The following is a 23,467-nucleotide window of genomic DNA, read 5'->3' as shown; positions in this document are numbered from 1 at the left end:
AATCAAAAAAGAGGGAAGATGGCGGGAACTTCGCGGCGAGACGGCACTCTATATCTATGCCACTGCAATTAAACATTAAGTCTCGCCCAACCTGCGTCATGCTAGTTGGGCATTTTTTTGGCCTGCCGTCACCCGATGCGCCGACAGAGAACCAAAAAAAACCGTCGCAGGGGCGACGGCGGGGAAAACGGGTCCGACCATCCAGTGTCGACCCATCGATGGGTGTTCAGGCTTGCATCGATGTCGCCATCCTCGCAGTGAAACGTCATCAGACTTTGTCAGCACAGACCCAAATTGTGACAAAGTATGGCAACCAGCCACATGGCCCGGCTTCGCCAATCTTGCTATGCTGTCGCCTCATGCCAGAGGGGAGAGAAGATGAAGTATACGGTCGATACCCACACGCACACCGTCGCCAGCACCCACGCCTACAGTACCATTCACGATTACCTGCCCATCGCCAAAGCCAAGGGGATCAGGCTGTTCGCCACCACGGACCATGGCCCGGACATGGCAGATGCCCCGCATTACTGGCATTTCGTCAATCTGCACGTGTTGCCCAGGGTCGTGGACGGGGTCGGCATCCTGCGCGGCATCGAAGCCAACATCAAGAACATCGACGGTGAAATAGACTTCCCCGAGCGCTACGAGTCCCGGCTCGACATGATCATGGCGGGCTTTCACGAACCGGTGTTTCCCCCCTGCGATCAGGCGACCCATACCCAGGCCATGATCAACGCCATTCGAAGTGGCCGGGTCGACATGATAAGCCACCCCGGCAATCCCGCCTTCCCCATCGATATTCAGGCGGTGGTCAAGGCAGCGGCAGAGTATCGAGTGGCACTGGAGGTCAACAACTCCTCGTTCAGCCACTCTCGTGCAGGCAGCGAAAGCAACTGCCGCGCCATCGTCGAGGCGGCGCGCGATCTGGGTGCCTACCTCACTTTCGGCTCCGACTCCCACGTGGCATTCAGCCTCGGCGACTTTGATCACTGCCATCGTCTGGTCACCGAAGCCAACTTCCCACATGAGCGGATCCTGGCCCGCTCCCCCCGCGCCCTGCTCGATTTTCTCGAGAGCCGCGGCCGTGCTCACATCCCGGAGTTCGTTGACCTCTGATATGCCTTAACATCATGAGCCAACTCATAAAATCGAGTTGGCTCAATTGACTTGTCCGGCTTTTTTCACGACTCTGAACATCAAGCCGCCGGTATAGCTCAGTTGGTAGAGCAGCGCATTCGTAATGCGAAGGTCGGGGGTTCGACTCCTCTTATCGGCACCAGATACAGCAAGGCTCGCAGCGATGCGAGCCTTGTTCATTTCTTGCCTGGGCTAACACTGGGCTAACGTTAGCCCCGGCGTACAAGTGGCATCGGCATCCCAGCCAGGTGTCATAGTCCTTCTCTGGTACAATGACCAGACTCCGCTTCTCGTCCCCAGGTTTGTGCATCCGGCGCAACAAAGGGTGCATATCGGCGTTGATGGTGAGCTGGGAGAAGCTGAAGGTGTAACCCTGTTCCTCCTGCCATGCCCGCCAGATACCGGCCACTGCAAATGGGCAGCCGTCGGCCATGCTGATCCGCCAACGCTCGGCCTTGCTGCTCTCGTAGCAGGGTTCAAAGAAACCGGTCATAGGCACCAGACAGAGATGGCCATGCTGCCAAGCGCGGCGGTACGTCGGCTTTTCACCCACCGTCTCGGCCCTGGCGTTCATCGTTGAAAAGTGCTTGCTACCCTGCGGGATTTTGCTTTTTGGTACCAATCCATAGTTGGCGATCAGTGTTTGGCGCTTGCCGTCGCGCTGGATCAAAATCGGCGCCTGATAGTCCTGCCACGCTTCCTCTTTCCAATCATCATCAGGGTCATCGACTCGAAAAAAATCCATCAGCACCACTTTGGTGGGCGGTATGTAGTTGATGCACATGCGCGGCGCCTCCATCGTATGAGAGCTCAAGCTCACCAGGCCGGCTTCTGCCAAGCATAATTCGCCACTGCACAACTCGCCCTGCCAAGACCCGATCGCCAACCAGTGATCTTTCCGGATACCTCAGATAAAATAACTGTATGTTCATACAGTGATGCTTACCATGATTCCCCACAACGCCGATGCACCTCTCGTCGAGATTCCCCTGTTTCTCAGCCCTGCCGTGTGTGGATTCCCATCCCCGGCACAAGACTATGTGGAGCAGACCATCGACCTCAACCAACTCTGTGTCTCCCACCCAGCCGCAACCTACTATGTGCGCGCCAAAGGGAACAGCATGTTGGGGGCCGGTATCCACGATGGCGATCTGCTGATTGTCGATCGCAGCATGCGGGCCGTTCACGGCGCCGTCGTGATCGCCTCGGTAGATGGAGAGTTCACTGTCAAGCGTTTGCAGCTGTTGCCGCAGCCAGCGCTGCTGCCCGAGAACGACGACTACCCGCCTATCCTGCTCGATGATGGGAGCAACGCCGAAATGTTTGGAGTGGTTGCCTTCGTGGTGCACTCCTTGAAGGTGACCCGATGACATCGATCGCTCTGGTCGACGTCAACAACTTCTACGCCTCCTGCGAGCGACTGTTTCGCCCCGACCTTAAGGGGGTGCCGATTGTTGTGCTCTCCAACAATGATGGCTGCGTGGTCGCCCGCTCGGCAGAAGCCAAGAGGTTGGGGATTCGCATGGGGGTCCCCTACTTCCAGATCCGCGAGGTATATGAAGCACAGGGCGGCATCTGGTTCAGCTCCAACTACGCCCTCTATGGCGACATGTCGAACCGGGTGATGACCACCCTGGAAGGCATGGCGCCAACGGTCGAGGTCTACAGCATCGATGAAGCCTTTATCGAACTGAGTGAAAGCTGGGCCGGTGACCTGGTGGAGTACGGACGCCAGATCCGCGAGCGGGTACAGCAGTGGACTGGCCTTGTCGTCGGGGTCGGTATCGGGCCCACCAAGACCCTCGCCAAGTTGGCGAACTACGCCGCCAAAAAGTGGCCGGCCACCGGTGGGGTGGTCGACCTTCGTGATGAGGGCCGCCGCGCCAGACTGATGGCGATCACGCCGGTGGAGGAAGTGTGGGGGATCGGGCGGCGCCTCACGGCCAAGCTGGAGTCACAAGGGATCAACACCGTGGCCGCTCTGGTCGCGGCCGATGCCAAAAGTCTACGGCGCCGCTATGGTGTCGTTGTCGAGCGAACGGTACAGGAGTTGCGGGGGCAACCCTGTACCGAGCTGGAACAGCTCGCCCAGGCCAAGCAACAGATCATCTGCAGCCGGAGTTTCGGCGAGCGTATCACCACCATGGGCCCCATGCGTGAGGCTCTGGCTGGCTATATGGAGCGGGCAGCCGAGAAGCTACGAGCCGAGGGGCAACGGTGCTGCTATGTGACCCTTTTTATCCGCAGCAGCCCCTTTTCGGAGCGGGAAACCGACTACGGCAACCAGATCTCTACCCGGCTGCCGGCCCCCACCTCAGACACCCGCGACCTGCTTGCCCTGGTAGAGCCGCTGCTGTGCCGGATCTGGCGGGATGATGTCCGCTATCAGAAGGGAGGGGTCATGCTGGCTGATTTCACCCCGGCCAGCATGCACCAGGGAGATCTTTTCGCTGACCGGCAGCAGGATCCCCGCGGCGAGGCATTGATGCAGGTGATCGACCAGATTAACCAAGGGCGGTTGGGGAAAGTCTACTTTGCCGCCAGGGGCCGGGACACAACGGCGTAGATGATGAAGCGAGAGCAGCTCAGCCCCCGCTACACCACCTCTATCAGCGAGCTCCCCGCGGTGAAGGCATGAGTTTGACCAGCTTGGTCAACTGCTGCTGGAGAGACGCCGACTTTGGCGCTGGCGGCAATTTTTGAGGCCTTGGCGGAGCTTCTGGATGAATGCAGAGCACCTTGATGAAAATCCGTTTGTGGGCTTTCCCCTGCTCCTTCAACCCTGCATGGACTTCGGCCACCAGCTCCACACTGTGTATCGTGCACAGGTAAATCATGAGTTGACCCGCCAGACCACTGGGTATCTCAAGCACCTCAGCGACGTCGTAGAGGTCGAAGAAATCTCCGTGCAGTAGTCCCCAACCAGCCATCTTCAGAGCAGGCTCTTTCAACTTGCTATCCATGCGTTGTGGCCTTTCCCTCCCTCTTGCAGCCCAATACCAACCACCACTCAGCTCGGTACTTGCTCCACACTAGCCTTTCTACCTTGCTTTCCTTCGAAGTTGGCTGCTAACTCAACAGCCTGTTCGTGGCTAAACCCTCTAGCATCGCGAATTTCTGTGGATGCACGAGTTTTACCATCTCGACTCAGGCTTGAGATATAGAAGAGGCCGATCGGTAGTTCCTCATCCTTGATGCGGACAATCCAGCTACCGGGTGCTGCCTTCATTGGAATAGGCAGTTCCTCATGTTGCAGCTTTCCGCTCTCATCGCGCACGATGGCAACTGCAACCGCATATCCGGGGCCCCGGCGGTTCGCCGACGCCCACGCCTTGGCCGTAGTCTCGTACAGCAGGGCAGCTGCCGGATCCCAGAGATAATTGCTTGGGGATGCAGTGACCAAATACCCACTTTCAATCTCACTGTAGACTGCATATCCAATGCGTTTAGACATACGTTTTCCTCTGATCATACGATGGAGCCCTCGCCCCATAGCCAGCCGTATTGCATAACCCAATCGGGCCATCTATGCGCTGTAATGCACATCATTACTGTGCACTAAGATAGCGGCAATCACCTACAGCCGGAGCCAATTGTTGCACAACCAAGTACGGGGGTAGTATGTATGCGCAACTGAAGCAGTGTCACCCCAAAGGAGATGAAAATGTCGATCGAAGAAGCACTGGAACCCTGGTTATCCCGACCAACTTGGTTCAGCTCCCACCCATCAGATCAGCAGCAATTCAGCCTTGCCATGAGACAACTGAAACAGCTCTCTACGACCCCTAGCGTGGAAGAATTGGAACAGGTGATCATCAGACGCGTAGAGCATCTGCCTGCCATGCTCGGAACCCCAAGTGACATTTCTGCCGCTGCTAGGCAGTTTGCCGTCAAGATCCACGCGAAGTTATAAGCGTGACAAATGAAACAAAGCCCGCAATTGCGGGCTTTTCACATTTTTTGCTGCGAATGTTACCTCTGCACATCCGCTCACGGGGCATCATGACTGTACAAGGCCCATGCTCACGATTACCCAACAGCAGTTACGCAGCGCAACAAGCCTGAGATATACTAGCGCACATATCAAAACACGATGATTAAAGGGATTAAAAACAGTGGCTTGGAGGGGATTTGACATCGATGGGGAGTTCAAAGATCTGTCACATCTTGGTAGCTTCACCATGATTGTAAATGTTGATAGCAGGGATATAGAACTTACCGTAAGCTTTTTAAGTCATTGTTTTACAGATGAAAAAGGCGGATTTCGCATGCCATTTAGGTATGAGGAAAGGTACTGGTCAGAAGAAAGGTACCAAGCTAGCTTTAGATTGAGAGGCCTAATTGAGACAAATTTTATTTCTTCTTATGCCATTCCATATCTTAACAAGAAGAGGAATGAACAATACCACTACATGGAAGCCCACAACTACGCGATCTTCTTTGATATCAACAAACCGGAAGGCACTGTAGACAAGTTGAAGCTGAAAGTAGTATCAGCATATGACCTCGACCAATGGGGGAAGGATACAGTTCCAAAGGGGAAAGCAAAGAGGGTCAGCTGGATACTTAGTAGGAGAAATAATAACCTACCAGCATTGTAGAAAACAAAAAAAGCGCATAAAGCGCTTTGTTTGCCACTCAAAAGGAGTGAAAGTAATCCGGCCTAGTCTATTTACCCCGCTCACAGGCTGGGAGAACCACAAATTTATGGCTCCGACATCGATACCCCCAAGGGGTTCCGGTCAGTATCGACGAGAAAATTATAATAGAATACTATCACACAAGTGGTCCGACCAGTTGGCGTATCAAGCGACCGTCACCTGCTTGTAGAACGCCGCCACCTCGCTTTCCTGCACATGGCACTAGGCCAACACCGCCTGATAGAGCGGGTACCACTGCCGCTCCCACTCGCCGCGACACAACGTACCCAGCAATGGCTCGATGGCGCGGCGCACCTGAGTGCCGGGGATTTCTTGGAACAGAAGCGCAATCTGCTGCTGATCGGCGGAACCGGGACGAGTAAAACCCACCTGGCCATCGCCCTGGGGCGCAATGCCGTGCGCCGGGGCAAGCGGGTGCGTTTCTACGGTGTGGTCGATCTTGTCAACCAGCTGGAGCAGGAGAAGGCCGCCGGCAAAGCCGGGCAGCTTGCCAACCGGCTGGTCAATGTCGATGCCGTGATCCTGGACGAACTGGGCTACCTGCCGTTTGCCGAAAGCGGTGGAGCCCTGCTGTTTCACTTGATCAGCAAGCTGTACGAGCGCACCAGCCTGATCCTGACCACCAACCTGACCTTCAGCGAATGGGGCAAGGTGTTTACGGATGAGAAAATGACAACGGCGATGCTGGATCGGATCACCCATCACTGCGAGATCATCGAGACAGGAAACGACTCCTACCGCTTCAAACAGAGGATGAAATCAGCCAGCTAACCCTGGTCAATTTTGGACGCTGATCCCTGGTCATTTTTCGATGCTGATTGACATGCCGGGGATGGGGCGTAGCCCGGTTCCACCACAGCGCGGGCATACCTTGTCGACGGCCTTCCCGTGCAGGCGGCTCAATTCCAGATCGCGGATCGCTCCTCCGGTAGAACTGCGGGGAACAGACAGCCTTTGGGAACTCGACCGTATGTAGTTGCGCTCCAATGATAGCTTTGCCGCCAGGTACAGGGTCGTACAATGACCTTGTTCATTGTTGGCGAGGGACTGGCGTCGGCGCCCCCATCAACCAGATGCTCCATCAAGTCTATTAGTCTCCTTACTGGCTAACCTCTTGATCTCTACTGATAGCTTCTGGACCAACATTAGAGTGGCCCAAATTTAGAGTCGCTACACACTGCTGTCGCGTACCCCATGGCTTGGCTCCAAACCATGACCTCAATGCTTTATCGATTCTTCCGGAGCGCTTTCAACTGTTCTTTGCTGGGCTGGAGAAAATCAATTTTCTGACCAACCGGCTTCAAAGTCCCGTCGCTAACTGTGAACACTGTTGTGTGGTAGAGACGCCCCCCAAACCCATTGCCACCTGTAAGCCCCTGGCCCGCATACACATTCTTCTCACCAGCCAGAACCCACACAGGCTCGAGTCCGGCTCGAGCGAGGTGCTCTAAAAAGTAGTCTCGAGAAACGACGCCGGCTCCAGCACCACGCGTGTGTAGAGACGGATCTTGCCACCGAAGAACACCAGCATCATCAACGTATTCCGGCTTTTTCCCGCTGAGAAGACGCAGATTAAGAAGCTTCATTACGGCTGCAGACGGTAAGTGGAGCGTAAACGACGTATCAACCGAGTTATCCTCGGTGTTGTACTCAGCAGTAAGGGTCTCAACAATGCTGGCGTAGGGAGTGGTAATGCCTATGTAGGTATTCTTCGCGAGGTGAATGTTCTTTGAGTCACGCCAGCCGTGCTCTCCCAAGAAGGTCTCCAAGTGCCCAGCGTCAGAGAGTCTTGACGAGTCACAGCGTTGTTTACTCAACAGCTCCTTGGCCAAGGCAGGACCAGCTCCTAAGCGAGTAACCAAACAAGTTATGTGGGACCAAGCTTCCGCATGGTTGCGCCTGCTCTGACCTGGAATTTCCCAATGACGAGAGCCGTGGACTACAAGCCACTGACAACCATCGGGGCTCACTACTTCAATCTCTTCAATACCATTGCACAGGTCACTATCCACCGCAACCCAGGCAAGAAGTAGCTCCGTGTCACCGGATGGCAGCTTAGGAAAGAATGGCGTCCACCAGGTGACTGGAGTCGAGGCCCAACCAATCTCTTGGGTCCCGCGAATAAGGAGCGACGGGTCAATATCCTTCTTCATGGCGCGGCCGGTAGGTCCATACTCGAAAGCCTGTAACTTGCCACCATCATGGTCAGAGCACATAGCAAGGTTGTCGGCCAACCGAGCAGTGACCTCTGCAAGTGCTATGTACTGGTACTTCTTTCCTATACGCTCAACCCTGTGATTTCCCATACGATCTCGGGAGATGTAGGGACCCTCATCAAATTTCTCGAAGAGTTCCTCAGTCCACCCCATCGCGTGCGCACGAGCACATATCCAACGCCTCACCGGCGCATGATCAAACTCAGGCGGACGCCTATCATCGTCGTTCATCCTTGTCGCCTCGAGCATATACTGTTCGGCAAAACCGCTGTACTCAGCAAGCATCTCAGGGGAGAGTTCGGCCTTCATCGCTATGTTTTCTTGCATCAACGCTTCCCATAGCGTCTCTGATTCTTGCCTTCCTTTCTCATCAAAAAAGTCAAAATCGAGTCTCTTGCGGTAGTTCAAACTCGCGCGACATAGGCGTATGTAGGCCTGCAGTTGAACTGGTGATGCCTTACGTTCGAAATCATTCTGCCAACGTTCATAAAGTTGCTGTGTGGTATACCCCACGAACTGCCGCGGCAAACTCATAATGTTATGCAACCAAGCACTTAAGGTGTAATTGCCAAAATCTCCATGTTCTTCAGTCGAAGAGAAAATTGAGTCGCCGTATCCCTTCTTGCGAAACGCCTTAATATCGTCATCAGTTATCGACTCTAAAGGCCAAGGCGAGGTGAGCTTGACCTTACAAGCGTTTATGTCAACCTCTGAGGGCAATTGACCAGCTGTTTGGGAGTACAAGAGAATTCCTAGGGCATAGTCACGTGCGAGCAGGTGAAGCGGCGGGGTATGCTCCCCAGCGAAGTAGTTTTTCCACACGGCTGACGCGACAGCACTGCACCCATTCCGATCGTCTCCCTGCATAACAGCTCCGTAACATGCAGCCAGCAAGCGCTCAGAGATGTATAGATCGTCGACGTCCACGAACTTGCTGATTAGGGTAGAGGCTATCCTGAGTCTGGAGGACAGTAGATTTACCAATGCTTTCGTCGCTCTGTCCCGCACTGCTCGGTTGCTAGTCGACAAAAACCAAGTCAACGTGACTGCTGCCAGCCATAGACGCTGTTCTTCTACTTCACAGGAATTTACCTCCCAAGCCCAACTGATGAGAGACTCGACGGCTCCCCCCTCACTCAAGTCGTCTTCCGCCAAAAATACAGACCACACAACATCCCTTTGAGGCATAGGGCGCAACCAGAGGTCACGGTGCAACCATTCGGCATTGAACTGATTCTTTGGATCGGTGCAGACCTGTAGCAGCAGCCCATACGAAGACTGACCGGTCAGCTCACAGAATACGGACACCCAATCGACTGTCCGCTGCGTGAATGCTTTAGGAGCGCGCCAGGTAAGTGACCTTATAAACGCGTTAGCTAGTGATTGATCGTTGATTGCGTTTTGGGGCAGCATATCAAACAGTTCGTACCCGAACTTCTCGGGAAACTGGACCGCAAGGGCCTCGATGACCCCAGCAAAGCGCCAAGATGCTTTGGGGCTAAAATAGGTGGCCAACGGCTCCTGTTGGATCGAACCCTGAAGGTCGGTTGGGTCAATTTGAGCGATGAGATGTCTAGCTCGCAGGTGGTCAGACATTCGCTCGAACGTAAATCTGATGGTTTCGACAGTTTTACCTTCGTGGCGCTCAATTTCCTGGGTAAGCACACCTTCAGAGAGGAATGCCGACAAAAGGCTACTATCCACTCGCCCCCCCGAATTGAGGAAGCGTTCGAATAGCTCGATCGCAGTATCAAGTGGCAAACTGCCGCCATCCCCGTAAGTAGTGGAAGCAACCAAAAAGCCATCAAGCGCCTTGTGCGCAATCTTCTGCTGGGGCATAAGCCGTAGCTCTGATTCCACCTTCCTCGCGACCGCCGACAAGTAGAAGTTGAAAATGGCCGTGATTCCTTCCAAGCCCTTGGGGAGCTGCTTGAGATTTTCCGAATCCAGGTATGTGCAGCACGTACGCAAAAACAGGGGATTCTCGAACTCGTGGGCCAGATTTGGCGAGCTGGGTCGTGCAATGCCACGTCGATCCAGATATGTCTTGGCCGCAGCCCCGGCATGGCCAGCAAACCCGCGGTGAACCAAGAGCTCAATTCCTTTCAGAGGGAGGTAGCGCTGGTATGTGTCGCGCACAGTCAGGACCAAGGCCAAGCGCTGGAATCTGTGTATGTGGGCAATGAAGCCTTGCAGGCGTGTTTCCCATAGGTCAACTCCATGCCTTTCGTTCAGGGCATCTACTGCTATCATCGCTCGGCAGCCAGCAGCCTCAGCTGCAGCATCCAAAGCTCCGAGAAACTCGTTGGTGCTGATCTGCGCTAGGTCCAACTGAGCTCGAATTTGCTCCCACGGGTCGGCCTCTATCAGAGTTCCGGTCAGAACTAGGACGAAGGGTCGTGTCAGTTCGAGCTGCTTTACTCCGAAGTCAGCCAGCAGATGCGACTTGCCTATGCCAGCTTGCCCAGAGATAACCATCTCCCGCTTGTTCACCACCCCCCAACGCGCGCTTGCGAGCTCGTGGCGAACATGGTCTACCGATGAATACAGATCGAACAGGTCCCGGCGAACAAAAGCACGGTCATTTTCGGCGACCTTATCTTGAAGCTTGGCCAGTGCACTTGAGACACTCTGTACGCTAACCTCCGACAACGTGGCCCAAGTATCCAAGGGGATGTAAGCATCCAGAGTCGCCGAGAAACCCGTGAGGGCATCGACTAGCCGCTCGCAAGCTTGCTTTATCTGATCAGCCTCGGATGTCAAACCTCCCCGCCCTAAGCTGCGGGCAGCTTCATCCAGCCGATACGTGATTTCTGCAGCCCAGGAGTTTGGCTCTTGCAACAGTTCAGGGGCGCGTGCAATAGCTCCCAAGGCTTGTTGAATAGGCAAGTCGACATGACTCTCGGGGCTGTAACGCTCGCCGAGATTACGGCGCTGGACCTCGAACTTCTCGCGAAACCAGGCCGAACTGAAGTGCACGGTGTCGAACCAGTACCGGGCCCGTCCCGAATAGGCTGGTGTGTCGCGACAAAGCCGTTCCGTGATACTTGATGCGCTCCAAAGATCAATTTCCAGAGTACGCCCCTGCAACGAAGCTGCGAGGATGCTCTTATCGCGCCAGTTCTCGTATCGCTGAACTTGGCTAAGCTTCCTACCTGAGCGGTTATCTTTGAGATCGATAGGCAAGCAGACAATGAATTTATTCAACTGCGGGTGAGCGGCCATTGCGCGCTGCAAGGAATCGGTAAGGTTTTCTACTTGGGTCGATTCAAACTCATTAATAAAATACTTGGCTTGCCAGCCAACCTCGTTCCCGTCCACATACACTCGATAGCATTCCAGCCCCTGATCCGCTCCAGGGCCTTTCCGAACAAAACGTGAGCCCTCGGCAGAGTCCTCCAAAGCGGCCAGTTGGCAGCAGAGCTCTTCGAACCCTGTCATCTGAGAACCTCGGTGCTCTCGAATTTCAGTGAAATCTATGCGTAACGGCAACTCCGCCTCCGATATGTACTACCTGCTCCAACTACGGTTGGGTGCGTGCTCAGTCGAATACTTTAGCGGATGAGGCATTCATAGGACTAGAGACTTTCTGTTGGAAATAACCCTGATGTTGGCAGGGATGGACTGGTAGGTAGTGTGGGCGTATCCAGCCTTGGGATGGACAGGCTCGATGACGGAGAGCATCACAGGCTATGGCGAGCTGTTGCTCCATCTGTGGCAGGAAAACCTATATATCGAGCTGATGGCGTTTTCCGTTGAACCCGCAGTCAGCAAATGTCAGTTGGTGGCTCGCGTTGGGCCTTGTTCCTGATGCCAAGAGGGCCTGATGACCTCACATCAGGGACTTGTTCACATCTTCCCTAAATCAGAACTTTTTTAGGGGCACCGCACCCTTTCGGGCTTACATGTATATCAGTTGGGAAACTACAAAGTAGTTGGATGCCGCTCGCTTTGGTGATCAGTCTCAAAAGGGCTCAATAGCTCTATTATATCAACCCCCAAAGCCTGTGCTAAACGCTCCAAACCATCAATGCTGATGTTGGTTACGCAGCGCTCTAACTGAGAGACGTAAGTCCGATGAAAATCGGCAAGCTCGGCGGCCTTTTCCTGACTCAGTCCCTGCGCTTTTCTCAAGCGCTTGAGATTGTAGGAAACACGTTGGCGAGCTGACTGTTTGGTAAGGGTCTTGGTCATGCATAGATCCTCACCCTTCACCGTGTTAGCATCTACAGACCATCAATCTACTGCTTTTGAATCTCAATCATGAAGTCGGTGTTCACCCACAGAAGCCGTCATTGAAGACTGCACAAGTAGCAAATATCCAAATACATATACGAGGCTGTGAGTAATGCCAGCAGAGAAAAAACCGCTACCACTGAGCCAAGTACGAAAGGAACGCGGGAAACGGCAAGAGCATAAAACCCCCAAAAAGAGCAATACCGTTCAGAAGCACACTCAGCGTAAGGACCCTGATGTTAATGGTCCGAAAATTGAGTATATATGCGACTATAGACGAGGTGATGCGGCTTTTATTATCTGCCAAAAAGGGCTCAAAGAGATCCATTATTACGCCAATATCGAATTGCCGGAAACGAGCAAACCTCAGATAGATCTATTCGCGCTGTCACATGCCATTGAAATAGCAGCAACATTGATAAATCAGCATGGTTCGGTAGGCACATCACCGATCAAGATCTACTCATCATCCGAGTACGCGACAAACTGTATTAATCAATGGCATAAGGGTTGGGTAGCTAATGGCTGGCACACTAAGAGCGGTACTCCTGTGCGACACAGGGAAGTGATTGAAGCACTAATACTTAGGCATCAGCCATATGCCGATATGATCGAGGTCGTCTTCACCAATTCAATTCCGACATCCAGTAAGAAGCTAAATAGGATACTGGTGGAGGGAAGAAAACCACAAAAGTCCCTTGCTGACGTACCAAAATTGCCAGTCACCACATCGAACGATCCAAGCAACACCGTTGTAGAGGGGGAAGTACAGGGACACCCTTCGGATCTGACAATCTACTGTGATGGTGCCTGTGATGGTAATCCCGGCCCAAGCGGTTGTGGCGTGGTGGTCTATGAAAGAGGGAAAATTATAGCTCAGTGGTATGGCGGCTATCAGCTTCACGGCACAAATAATATCGGTGAGCTGATGGCGCTCAATTTTGCCCTGAGTCTGGCGCAGACATATCTCACCGAGCATCCAGCCACCGGCCTGATCCGTATCCTGACAGATTCAACCTATACACGAGACTGTGCGACAAAATGGGCGCCGGGATGGAAGAAAAGAGGATGGAAACTGAAAAGTGGTAAGCAAGTAGGAAATAGGGTGTTGGTCGAAGAAGTGTATTCAGCATTCGAACGCATAAAAAATAAAGTCTCAATTGAACATGTTCGCGGCCATGCAGGAATTGAAGGCAATGAGTTAGCGGACAAACTAGCAAGCTTGGCGATCACTGCCAACGAAGCGGAGTTCGCCAGACTCAATGATGACCTTTAACCGACTCCCGGCCAAGTCAGTGCCAATAATGGATTGCACCAGCGTGGCATCTTTGTACCGTCTCAGAGTGTGCGCTCGATTTGATTCTCTTTACGCCAGATAGCGACGGCGGCATCGTCAATTGCCTTTTCACGCCCAAGCGCCTTGCCCTCTGCCTTCGCTATCCCGGTCATCTGACGGATTTTGAATCACAGCAAAGCAGTTATAGACAGATATTGGCAGTTATAAACCGTTGAATCAAGCGAGTTTGGTCGTTCCTGGTTCGCCTTAGTTACGGTAGGTTTTCGCTAAATTTCGCGCCATGATTGGGAATCAGTAAAAGCAAAATGGTTCGAGCATATGCGACATCAACTTGCCAGGATGACGGCTCTAGAAATGAGAAGAGCGACCGAAATTACCTATCAGAAGATGGGCTCCAATGACCATTGGTTAAGATCCCAATGAGCCCTTGTGGGCCTCATGTGAGGCCATTGGAGGCGTTATTTTACTGTCAAACGATCTTCGCACGTGAAGAGCCTGCTCTCGCAGACGCAGGTGCTCCTGCATCAAGGCTAACTCGTCGACTCCCAAGCGTGTGGCATACCTTCGTGTGAGCCTTGCAAACATTGTCTCGATGCCTTCGTCAAACTCAGCCCCCAGCACCAACCATGAGAATAGGTAGACGCGTTGAGCCATTAGGCGCGTTTTCTCAAGGTCCACTCCTAGCGTGTGCTCGTCGCTTACCGCCACGCGTATTGCACAGACCGCCCAACAACAGGTCGCCCAGCATTCCACAACATCTTCGGCGACAGTCGTGTCGGCTTCCTCGTTCTTGAAACGTGTTACAAGCGGTGACGCGCCCTTGTTGAAGAACTCGTAAAGCATCCGGCCCACGAGCCTCTGCCAACTCTCATCCCCCATGCTAGGCAGCACTTGGCGACGCGAGACCACAGCCCCCGACTCGGTGGGCAACAACCTCGTTTTAAGACTGCCAGCACCCAGCACTGCCATCAAGAATGCCCGCAGACGCAACCGGTCCACTGCACACAATTCGCCTGCGGCAGCAGTAGCCTGCATGGCCTTAAGGAAAGATTCGACCTTCTCCTTGTAGTCTTTCTGTGTGTCTTTGACGTACTGACGCTGGAGCCGCAACTGTGCTTTATCCGCTTCATCTTCCTTGGTTGTTCGAGGGGCAGGAGCTTGTCCGCTGCCCGGGTCATCGTCAGGCTCCTCGACGTCCGGGTTGCTCAAGTGGGCCGCATCAAATTCTGCCTCTTCTTCCAAGAATGATGCACGTGAGCCAATCAACGCGTTTAGGAAACTGCGAACGGACTCTTGGTGTGTCGCTGACAGGTGGCTACTGCTTCGGCCCTGAGGCATCTCGTGTGTAGCTCGACCTTTCATGAATTCATCGAAGGTAAGGATGACCCCTGCGGGACTGGAATCCCTTACTTTTCCAGGAGTCTCATGTGAACGTATGCGCTCGGGAGACGCGTGCTGCTCGCTCTCAAGGCGCGCGAGCTCTTTGATGCTCTCAAGAAGCCAGAGCCCCTCTTCTGCTGAGTCATCGTCAAGAAACGCTAGGTGCTTCTCAATTGCGCGACCCGCTTGCCGACGTTGGGCTTCCTGAATAGCCGCCTCAGCGGCAATCACCATCAAGGAAGATTCGAAGTCAGTCGCAACCACTCTGGCGAAATGGGGCGTTTTGATAGCCTCAAAATGGAATCGGACAGGGCTTTGTTCCTGGCCTATGCGCACGGGTTGCGCATCAATAGGAGCCCTCAGCGAATCGAAGAGGAATATTCGAGCTTCCGCGACAGCAACGCCAGCTGGCGGCCACCATTTGAGCACCGAGCCCGAGAGCTCCATACGCCCGGGCAATTGGCGCACGAGGACATCCATAGGTAATTCAGGGATGGGGGTGACATTGAGCGCCTGGACATCAAAGCTGGCAGGTGCTTGCAGTACATCGGCAAGTCCGAGCAGCGAGAGCGCTTCTCCAGGCGCTAGCTCACGATAAAGACAGGCTTCCTCATTGATGCCCGCCACCCCAGCAATCCCCAAGGCCGCAACCGTACAGTTCGCACTGCCGAACAACACGCAGTCAGCCTCAAGCGTCTGCGCAATGAGTACCTTGGCATGTACGAAACGACCTGCCACCACTCCGCGGATTGCCCTCGCGTCATGGGCTTGAACGGTTGCATCCTTTGGCCAATGGGAACCCGGGAACTGCTCGGTCTTTGGTTGGATCACCACCGAGGTTTGTTCCGGCTGCAAGGCACTGCGCAGTTCACCGAGTGCTCGCAATGTCGAGTCCCAATAGGGACTGATGGCAATGAGCCGCGTCACGCGACGCGCACCGACGCGTTCCATGAAGCGTGCGCCAATGCCACTTCCGGGGCCACTGCACAAGAGGGCTAGTGTCGTGCCATCTTCGAAAATCGTGCTCGCATCGCCTGACACCGATGGGGGCAGCCACGGGGTCCGTTGAAGCGCCCAATTGGCCTGCCGACGCGAGACCGAATCTTCAGGCAGGAATCGCACGAGGTAGTCAAAGGCTGCGCGCAGCAACGCTGCGGCACGCGGGTTGTCGTCGCCAGCTGTCACCTCACCGACGGCCTCGAGGTTGCCAGCAAGGCCTGCGGCCGTCATGTTCGCCGAGGCCACCAGCAAGCGTCCTGCCTTCTTGCCTAACTGCACGACGAGCTTGGAGTGAAAGACTCCTTCAGGTAGCACACCGGCGACCGAGTAACGCCGGCCAGCAAACCGGGGAGGACGGCCCTCCTCACCGAGCGCCTGGCTTAGCATCCGGGCGTCCGCAATCAAAATGTTGTTGTTGGAGCCCGCCTCGCGCAACCGCGCCAGGACAATCGACTCGAACGCATCAAAATCCAGACTGAAGGTCGAGATGAGACTGGTGTGGTACCCTTTCTCGGTAAAAGCGTCAAAGAGCTTCAAGTGGCCTCCAGTAGGGCGAGTCCTGCTTCGGTCGGGCCGCTATCTCCAAGCAAGTGAATGTCTTCAAGAAATGCAATTGCCGAGTGCAGTCGAGGAGTGGTCAATGTGGGCAGCGTCATCATGCGCTTGCGTAACCTGCCGTCGTCTGACTCCAACAAAAATGTGTACTCGCCACGGCCACGAAACTTCTGTAGCGCTACCCACATGTGTCGCTCAATCACCCGGCTTTTCAGCAATCGCAAGAGCATCTCTTTCAGGGGTTGATGTGCGGCGTCTCTTAGGAACTTGAACTCGGTCAGAATCGTCTGCGTGCCCCCACCTTGTACAAGTACCGGGTACTTTTCACCGATGTCCTCGAGCTCAGCGTCCAGACGCTTGTGCAGGACAGCCAGTAGGAGGAGAGCATGGGACGCAAATTCATCCTCTGCTAAAGCCTCGGAGGAACTGGAAGCCACAAGGAAGTCACTCAACTTTCGCTCCGACAGGGCGTCCTGTTCCGAAGCAGCGTTAGCAACAAGGGGCACTATATCGAGTAGCTCAGCCCAAGTCGCTGCCGGCCAGTCAGCGGCAAGGGAGCGTTGAAGACGAGCGGTAACCTGTGCGATGAGCGATGCAAGCGGCAGCCCCGCAGGATAGAGACTTGCCTCGTCCAGGGAGAGTTTGAGCAGCGCTTCATAGACCACATGCAGCAAATCATTAGCTTGGTACACTCGCCAGCCATAGCGGTGTAAGGAGTCAGAGCCTTTTTTGTAAACCAACTCTTCGCCCCTGACATTACATCCCGCGTAGAGCGCCCACCGGACATCCTTTTCGTTCACATTGAGGCCATTGGCGCGGGCCACTTGCAGGATGAGACGCAGGGTTTGACTGCGCGAACCCGCAGAATCCCAGTCCGGATGGATGTGTCCAAAAAGGAGAGCTTCATAACACTCACGCTCCGGACCATCTTTCAGAATGTGTTCAGGGCCCATCGCCCTCATGTGGTCAAGCTCGGCTAAGGTCACCACTCCATTTTCGGCAGCCGCCAGAAAGAGCAATCCCACTTCCCCGACGGACGCTTCGAACGCTGCAGCCAGCGTCTTACCTGCCTCGCTGACCACTGGGATTGGATGGTTATCCACCGTTGTGAGCACGCCAGAGGCTTGCAACTGCGAGCCGTAAGCCGCGCCAAAGACCCCAAAGGCCTGCTTGAGGTACTGCGGCGCGCTGCCCCGATCCGTGCTCTGATGAAACTCAATGCGCCCTTCTGGGCGCTCCTCGCGCAGCACCCCTTCTGCCCAGGTATTGCCGGCAACACCTTGGTTTTCCGAAGTACGGAAATTTAGATGGGCCCGCGTCGTGACAAGCGCATACAGTGCTTCAGCGCGGCGTAAGAACTGGCGCCAGACATCCGCATTAGTGTTACGTACGTGGACGGCGTAGTGCAGAGTGAGCCACGCGAAAAAACCGTAGTAGCGAATGCGAAGCGTCACATTGCTGATGCCAGGCAACAATGATTGGTAAATCTGAATACAGGCGTTCTGCATCGCCAAATGGTCCAGTCCCTTACGTTCGTCCTTCGAGGTCCAATCTGGAAGCCCTGTACCACTACGTTGTTTCTCTTCCGCCACCTAGTCCTCCCGCCCCGGGTTTCTACAGAAAATTTAGGATGCCCTTGGCCTACAAATCGAGTCGATCCACTGGTCAAAGTCGTCACCAATATCTAAATCACTGCGCATTCGGTGTATTCTGTTTTTCTTTCGATTTGTTAGCAATGATGTCAGTTACGCCTGTTTTTTAAAACATTTTCGTAGCACATGTGATTTTTTTGGATAACTTGAACACGCCCTTGAGCATCAGAGCCGTCTCGATGGCGATGTTGTTGTAGTGAAAACCCTTAGGAATCCCCTCATTTTAAGTACACGATGACAGCATCGTTCGAAGCAATTGTGAATATCCACTATTTCATTGAACCCCCACACAACCTCTGCAAGCCGCATAGAGCCTGGGTTTTACTTGTTTTGCTGCCTATTGGTATTGCCTATTCAAAAATGAGGTAGTTTCTCTGGAAGCCGCGCCACGCTTGGCTCATATGAGGGGATGACTAAGGTGAAAACCACGTCCCCTGCGACCATGGTGAGTCTGGCGATGACACTGCTTGATAGTTTGGTCGTCCATCTAGATGGTCCATGCGCTGGTTTGCTAGGCTCTCACTCGACCAGCAATACTGCTGATTCTTGTTGTAAAATGATGCTTTTTGAGATTTTTGACATTATATAAATCTGTCTGAGCCACTATCGAGGCAATTGCCCCCACGTGTTCGCATCTTCCTTAACAAGGACAAAATTTGAGAGTACAAAACAGGGGGGCAGATGTCGCTCCGAACGAACTGCACGAGACATCCATTGAGGCTGCAGCGCAAGAGAGGGCGCTTCTCGATGAATTGCGCGCGGCTTGGCGCATCGCACCGGACGCACCAATCGTTGTAATAGGGCAGTTACAGTCAAAGAAAGTAACTGACGAAAGGCTCCTGTATTTTCTCGAGGGACTAGAGCACCCTGAAACTGGTGTCGGATTGCTTTACCCTGGTTTGGATTCCGTCGCAGCAAGTGCGTTCGTGCCGCCTCCCGAGGCTGGTCGTTTTAATGTATCTAGGCAGCCTTGGATGATTGCAGAGCTTCAACTTTCACCAGTTGAACATCGGAACAAACACAAGAACCCCTATGGCTGTGTGGTCCGCAGAGGAAGCCTGCGCCCGCTGCACGATATACCAACTGGATGGGGCGTCACGGTCAGTGGTCGAGATTCCGTTCGCCGCATTTCCGAAGCGGCCTTCGTCGCCATTCAAACCCAACAACAGGAATTGCTTGCCCACTCCGAAGCGAAGTTGGCCGAAATTAAAAACCAGAATGCCGTAGAACTTTCGCGTCAGACTGACGAGCTTTCCAGACTAGAAGATTCCAAGAATTCACTCCGTCAGGCCATTGAAGAAATGCGCCGCAGTGCGCATGCTGAAAGTGTGCATGCGGCCGAGCGCAAAGAACGAATCACGAATGAGATACATGCAATGAAGGACCGCTTAAACCGACTCTCCGACCTCATAGCAGACAAAGGGCGCCGCTTGGTCGCACTTGGCATCTTGGACGAAGTCGACCTGCTGGCGCTTCTACCTCCCGGCGACACAAAGAACGAACAACCGAGCCACGACTTCCAAGAGCTTCTTGGTGCGGATTTTGCCCGGTTGGCTCCCTTTGTGCAGGCACGTCTGTGGCAGACCGGCATGCTCTTTACCCAAGCTCAGCTACGCGACTTCCTGGCGCTTTTGAGAACGCACGATGTCATTGTATTGGCCGGAGATTCGGGTGCAGGTAAGACTAGTCTGGTGCGAACTGTTGCTGAGTCCATCAGCGGCCGCTGCACGGTGATCCCGGTCAAACCCAATTGGACGGGACCGGAGGATCTGCTCGGCTACTACAACCCCATTGAGCGCAGCTACCAGCCTACGCCCTTTCTTTTGGCCCTACAGGCAGCGCAAGCCGAGCCGGACGTGCCTCACTTCATCTGCCTCGATGAGATGAATCTTGCTCGAGTCGAACACTACTTCGCAGACTTTCTCAGCTTGCTTGAAACCCGCAAGGGTAACCCGCAAATCCAGCTCTACACCTCTGACGAGGAGCGCCATGCGGTAGTGGAGAACGGAATCTTCTTGTCCATCGAGGCCGAAGTACGTTCCCGTGTCGGCCTGTCTGATGCTTCGACAGTGGAAGAGATGCTGAAGAACGAAGAGGCCAATGCATTGCTCCATCGTCTGGGTGGCTTTAAGGACGCAGAATCGGTTCTGTTGCACCACGCAAGGTTGCGGCGCTCGCTGGCAGCAGCCACGCGCACGCCCACCACGCTGCACCTCCCTGCAAACGTGCGGATCATCGGCACTGTCAACATCGACGAGACTACACACTACCTTTCGCCCAAGGTACTCGATCGCGTGCACGTGCTACGCTTTCGCAACCCGGTGCTCATCGACTGGGACGCGGTGGAGGTAGAGGTTCAAACATTCGACGCAGATCTCCAGCTTCCTGTGCGACTGGGCACAGAGGAGCTTGGCACAAGGGAGGACTACCCTCCTTTTGACCGACATAATCCGGACGCAGCCCTTCTTGCCGACCTCGCTCGCCGCTACCTGGACCCGCTGGGCATCGAGTTCGGGCTGCGGGCAATTCGCCAGTCGCTACACTATCTTCGCCAAGCGTATGCAACCGGTATCGAGCGTAGGGCGGCCCTCAACAACATCATGCTACATAAGGTGCTTCCCAAACTGATGCTGGATTTGGGTCGAACCGCAGGCAATGGGAAGTCACGCCGCGACATATTGCTCGAGCTGCGCGCCGAGGTGGCTGGGAGCTTGGAAGGGATGGATCACCAAGCGGTATCCGAATCCAGTGTGGATGCGCTGGACCAGGTCATCGCTGCGGCCGACAGCAACAACAACATCGCCAATTACTGGTTGCGTTAATGCGACCCGAGATCGAAGCCCACTACCTTGGCGTGGAGTGGTTGGATCGCGGGCGCGCACGACGCGTCGAGGTCTCACCGGATCCGCTAGATGTCGTGCTTGGTCTCGACGACGTGCTGAGGGTCGAAACTCAGATCTTCCATGACTTTCACCCCTGGCTCGGGCTGCGGCTGAGCGGCCGGCTGTACCAGAGCAAGCCGGTCTTCGTCGATGCGCAAAGCCAAGAGCATTCCATGCTTGCGGTGGAAGATGGCGCAGGTAGTGTCTGGTGGGTGCAGGACGATGGCTGGGATGTAGTCCAGCAACGACACCTCAGCGAGTTGCATCGTACGATGGGCCGCTTTGAAGTTCGCATTGATGATCAGCGCTTGCTAATCGAGAACCTGACCACCGGCCTTGGCCGGGCACAACTCGACGAATACCTGCAGGACTTCAAAAACGACCTGATATGGCTGGTGCTTGGCTCGGGCACAGCAACTACTGCAGGAGCCAGTGACGTCTTCGGAGACGAACTCCCAGCAGCGCTCTCGGATTTTGCCTCTGCTGCTGCCCGGGTAAGTGCGCACCCCGCACGGGCTCTGCGCGAGATCTTAGTCGAGACCAGTCGGTCGCGTTTGCGCCCCAATACAGCAAGTTTTCGACAGCATGCCCGACATCCCTCCAGGCCGCGCCTTGTGGGGCGCGCGAGTGAGGAGACTGCGGAGACCGCGGACAACCGCTATCTGCGACACATGGTGCAGGTTTGCGATCGGATCGCATTGTCTGCCGACCAAGCGGCACAGCAGCAGGCCGCCCGCCTCGCGGAACGCGCGCGTTTCGAGGAAGAACGCGGCGTGGCCTACGAAACGACCCACAGCCGCCAAGTGAATCCAGAGGTGTTTGATCGCCAACTCGCGGAACTGACCGAAAAGTTGGACCGGCTGGCCGCGTGGTCAGACATCGACCCAGACGAACAGAGCGGTGACTTTCAAGACTATCGAATCGAGATCAGCAAAAGATATGGGGTCAGGGACGACGAGTTCTTCTATGAGAAACCTAAGGGACGCAGCGCATATGACGACAAAATGGGCGTCCACTACAACGTCGTCCGCCTTCCCGAGGCATTGGGTAATCTCGTGGTTGCTGCGCAGAACTTCTGTAAGCTGTACACGTTGACGGGTAGGCCTTCCATCGCCCTTAAACAAAACGCGAAAGGGAAGCAGTACCGGCATGTGACTTTTTTTGGTGTATTGGCTGTTGATCCAGACCGTCAAGCGATTGAAGCCAAACTTCACACGAGGACGCGCCTCGAGAGCCACGGATGGCAATACGAACTTTCTCCTACCGAACGCGCAGAGATGCAGCGCGAGTCTCGCACCGCAGCATTACGGGCTGATACGTATCGGAAGTTGGCCGGACAGGCAAAAAATGCAGTCTCTGAACTCGCGTCTACTCAGGCTGCATTGCGTCAACAGGACGCCCATTGGCATTCGCTCGGCGTCCAACCGCAGTCGACATTTCCGATGGGCATGCGCTATGTTCTGAGCCCCGACTACGCAGCGGTTCTCAAGGCTTTCACCCGGGTACGCGAACTTGCAGAGCGCGCGGGCATTGGAGGTGAGTCGCTTGACGAGCTCAATCGAATCAGCATCCTACATGCCAGTGCCGTTTATGAACGCTGGTGTCTGGTGAAGATCATTGGCGTCCTCATTGAGGATTTTGCCTTCGAGCCGAGTCCCGGCTGGCAAGAGGTGGTGATCCGGGCGGTGACCGGGCGACCCGACAGTGCGAGCTTGCTGTTCCGTAGGCAGGACGTTGGCGTCTCGGCCATCTTGGAAATCCAGCCAGTGCTGAAAAACGGCAAACGACCGGACTTCCGCTTGCGCTTTGATGCTGCAGATGCAGTTGATGCAGGTGCCATCGTCATGGACGCCAAATTCCGCACCCGCTGGCGACAAGGAGAACTTGCCGACTTGCTCACCGAGTTGGTCGACGGAAAGGGCTATGGCGGTGAAAAGGATCGCGTGTTTATCTTGCAGCCGCAGGCGAATACAATATTGGAGCCGACATCACCGCTCGTGTGGGGGCAGCACTGCGACTATGGGCAGAATGAGCCCACGAGGCACCGTACCGGGAGCATCCAACTCGCAGCTGGCGAGCAAAGAGGTGGTACGCAGCACAACCTGCGGCGCTTGATCGCCATGGGGATGCAAGCGGTGTTCCCAACGCCCCCTAACCCCGAGGAGGTGGATAACTGGACCAGCACGAGCTGCTGCATCAACTGCGGCACCCGACACGAACTGGGCGACATTGCCCAACGGAAAACTCGCATAAGCAGAGACTATTGGTCCCTGAAATGCAGCCATTGCGGGATGGTGACCGTTCGCACCCACTGCTACGGCTGCGGCGAAACGCTCTTCAAGAACGGCACTGACCTGACCTACCACCGCACACTGGCGGACCAGATCACGAACGTGATGTGTCCGTCATGTGGTGCGTACTTTGATCCTGACTTCCGGTGCTAGCCGTC

The 23,467-nt window shown here is 54.8% G+C and carries 14 protein-coding genes, 1 tRNA gene and 2 pseudogenes; 10 read left to right on the top strand and 7 right to left on the bottom strand.

The window, feature by feature from the left end; all coding sequences use genetic code 11:
• Positions 1-378 precede the first annotated feature (378 nt).
• Positions 379-1,119 carry a phosphatase gene (locus tag I6L48_RS11025; protein ID WP_216987212.1) on the top strand — a complete coding sequence of 247 codons (741 nt, stop codon included), beginning with the start codon at positions 379-381 and terminating at the stop codon, positions 1,117-1,119.
• An 87-nt stretch (positions 1,120-1,206) separates the two neighbouring features.
• Positions 1,207-1,282, top strand: a tRNA-Thr gene (locus I6L48_RS11020).
• Here the strand turns inward: I6L48_RS11020 and I6L48_RS11015 are convergent.
• Entirely contained in the window at positions 1,271-1,924 is a 654-nt protein-coding gene (locus I6L48_RS11015; protein ID WP_216987211.1) for an SOS response-associated peptidase, read from the bottom strand. The two genes, I6L48_RS11020 and I6L48_RS11015, sit on opposite strands and share 12 nt — an antisense overlap.
• Before the next feature lie 154 nt (positions 1,925-2,078).
• Here I6L48_RS11015 and umuD point away from each other — a divergent pair, with 154 nt between their 5' ends.
• Both umuD and umuC read left to right on the top strand, forming a co-directional pair.
• A complete protein-coding gene (umuD, locus tag I6L48_RS11010) occupies positions 2,079-2,510 on the top strand; it encodes a translesion error-prone DNA polymerase V autoproteolytic subunit (protein ID WP_244077486.1) in 432 nt (143 codons plus the stop codon).
• A pseudogene (gene umuC / locus I6L48_RS11005) lies at positions 2,507-3,778 on the top strand (translesion error-prone DNA polymerase V subunit UmuC). The gene umuD and the pseudogene umuC overlap by 4 nt, the downstream one beginning before the upstream one ends.
• Here umuC and I6L48_RS11000 read toward each other — a convergent pair.
• The gene (locus tag I6L48_RS11000) at positions 3,750-4,103 is read right to left on the bottom strand and encodes a hypothetical protein (protein WP_216987210.1); all 354 of its coding nucleotides are present in this window, start codon (positions 4,101-4,103) and stop codon (positions 3,750-3,752) included. The pseudogene umuC and the gene I6L48_RS11000 overlap by 29 nt on opposite strands.
• A 47-nt stretch (positions 4,104-4,150) precedes the next feature.
• Entirely contained in the window at positions 4,151-4,594 is a 444-nt protein-coding gene (locus I6L48_RS10995) for a hypothetical protein (RefSeq protein ID WP_216987209.1), read from the bottom strand.
• A gap of 210 nt (positions 4,595-4,804) precedes the next feature.
• On the opposite strand from I6L48_RS10995, the gene I6L48_RS10990 reads away from it, so the two are divergent.
• The 3 genes and pseudogenes from I6L48_RS10990 to istB all read left to right on the top strand — a co-directional run.
• Positions 4,805-5,053 (top strand): hypothetical protein, encoded by a 249-nt coding sequence (locus tag I6L48_RS10990; protein WP_216987208.1) that lies wholly within the window; start codon positions 4,805-4,807, stop codon positions 5,051-5,053.
• Between the two features lie 202 nt (positions 5,054-5,255).
• Positions 5,256-5,741, top strand: a complete 486-nt coding sequence (locus I6L48_RS10985; protein ID WP_216987207.1) for a hypothetical protein — start codon at positions 5,256-5,258, stop codon at positions 5,739-5,741.
• A gap of 354 nt (positions 5,742-6,095) precedes the next feature.
• A pseudogene (gene istB / locus I6L48_RS10980) lies at positions 6,096-6,572 on the top strand (IS21-like element helper ATPase IstB); the annotation flags it as partial.
• A 455-nt stretch (positions 6,573-7,027) separates the two neighbouring features.
• Here istB and I6L48_RS10975 read toward each other — a convergent pair.
• Together I6L48_RS10975 and I6L48_RS10970 are read right to left on the bottom strand one after the other, a co-directional pair.
• A complete protein-coding gene (locus tag I6L48_RS10975; RefSeq protein WP_216987206.1) occupies positions 7,028-11,458 on the bottom strand; it encodes a hypothetical protein in 4,431 nt (1,476 codons plus the stop codon).
• Between the two features lie 483 nt (positions 11,459-11,941).
• Complete coding sequence (locus I6L48_RS10970; RefSeq protein ID WP_216987205.1) at positions 11,942-12,211, bottom strand: helix-turn-helix domain-containing protein; 270 nt, start codon at positions 12,209-12,211, stop codon at positions 11,942-11,944.
• 154 nt (positions 12,212-12,365) lie between these two features.
• On the opposite strand from I6L48_RS10970, the gene I6L48_RS10965 reads away from it, so the two are divergent.
• A complete protein-coding gene (locus tag I6L48_RS10965) occupies positions 12,366-13,529 on the top strand; it encodes an RNase H family protein (protein ID WP_216987204.1) in 1,164 nt (387 codons plus the stop codon).
• Between the two features lie 429 nt (positions 13,530-13,958).
• Here the strand turns inward: I6L48_RS10965 and I6L48_RS10960 are convergent, their stop codons facing one another.
• Together I6L48_RS10960 and I6L48_RS10955 are read right to left on the bottom strand one after the other, a co-directional pair.
• The gene (locus tag I6L48_RS10960) at positions 13,959-16,466 is read right to left on the bottom strand and encodes a hypothetical protein (RefSeq protein WP_216987203.1); all 2,508 of its coding nucleotides are present in this window, start codon (positions 16,464-16,466) and stop codon (positions 13,959-13,961) included.
• Entirely contained in the window at positions 16,463-18,076 is a 1,614-nt protein-coding gene (locus I6L48_RS10955; protein ID WP_171268793.1) for a hypothetical protein, read from the bottom strand. The genes I6L48_RS10960 and I6L48_RS10955 overlap by 4 nt, the downstream gene beginning before the upstream one ends.
• Before the next feature lie 716 nt (positions 18,077-18,792).
• Here I6L48_RS10955 and I6L48_RS10950 point away from each other — a divergent pair.
• Complete coding sequence (locus tag I6L48_RS10950) at positions 18,793-20,958, top strand: McrB family protein (protein WP_216987202.1); 2,166 nt, start codon at positions 18,793-18,795, stop codon at positions 20,956-20,958.
• Entirely contained in the window at positions 20,958-23,462 is a 2,505-nt protein-coding gene (locus I6L48_RS10945; RefSeq protein ID WP_216987201.1) for a hypothetical protein, read from the top strand. The genes I6L48_RS10950 and I6L48_RS10945 overlap by 1 nt, the downstream gene beginning before the upstream one ends.
• The last annotated feature ends 5 nt before the right edge of the window (positions 23,463-23,467 follow it).

The sequence above is a fragment of the Aeromonas sp. FDAARGOS 1418 genome, from assembly GCF_019048585.1.
Taxonomy (GTDB): domain Bacteria; phylum Pseudomonadota; class Gammaproteobacteria; order Enterobacterales; family Aeromonadaceae; genus Aeromonas; species Aeromonas caviae.
The sequence above is the reverse complement of the archived record's forward strand: the minus strand, read 5'-3'. Positions and strand labels throughout refer to the sequence as shown.

What these genes read in the sequence shown, in the direction of transcription:
- I6L48_RS11025 (WP_216987212.1), top strand. Translation starts at nt 379, where the DNA reads ATGAAGTATACGGTCGATACCCACACGCACACCGTCGCCAGCACCCAC.
- I6L48_RS11015 (WP_216987211.1), bottom strand. Translation starts at nt 1,924, where the DNA reads ATGTGCATCAACTACATACCGCCCACCAAAGTGGTGCTGATGGATTTT.
- umuD (WP_244077486.1), top strand. Translation starts at nt 2,079, where the DNA reads ATGCTTACCATGATTCCCCACAACGCCGATGCACCTCTCGTCGAGATT.
- I6L48_RS11000 (WP_216987210.1), bottom strand. Translation starts at nt 4,103, where the DNA reads ATGGATAGCAAGTTGAAAGAGCCTGCTCTGAAGATGGCTGGTTGGGGA.
- I6L48_RS10995 (WP_216987209.1), bottom strand. Translation starts at nt 4,594, where the DNA reads ATGTCTAAACGCATTGGATATGCAGTCTACAGTGAGATTGAAAGTGGG.
- I6L48_RS10990 (WP_216987208.1), top strand. Translation starts at nt 4,805, where the DNA reads ATGTCGATCGAAGAAGCACTGGAACCCTGGTTATCCCGACCAACTTGG.
- I6L48_RS10975 (WP_216987206.1), bottom strand. Translation starts at nt 11,458, where the DNA reads ATGACAGGGTTCGAAGAGCTCTGCTGCCAACTGGCCGCTTTGGAGGAC.
- I6L48_RS10970 (WP_216987205.1), bottom strand. Translation starts at nt 12,211, where the DNA reads ATGACCAAGACCCTTACCAAACAGTCAGCTCGCCAACGTGTTTCCTAC.
- I6L48_RS10965 (WP_216987204.1), top strand. Translation starts at nt 12,366, where the DNA reads ATGCCAGCAGAGAAAAAACCGCTACCACTGAGCCAAGTACGAAAGGAA.
- I6L48_RS10945 (WP_216987201.1), top strand. Translation starts at nt 20,958, where the DNA reads ATGCGACCCGAGATCGAAGCCCACTACCTTGGCGTGGAGTGGTTGGAT.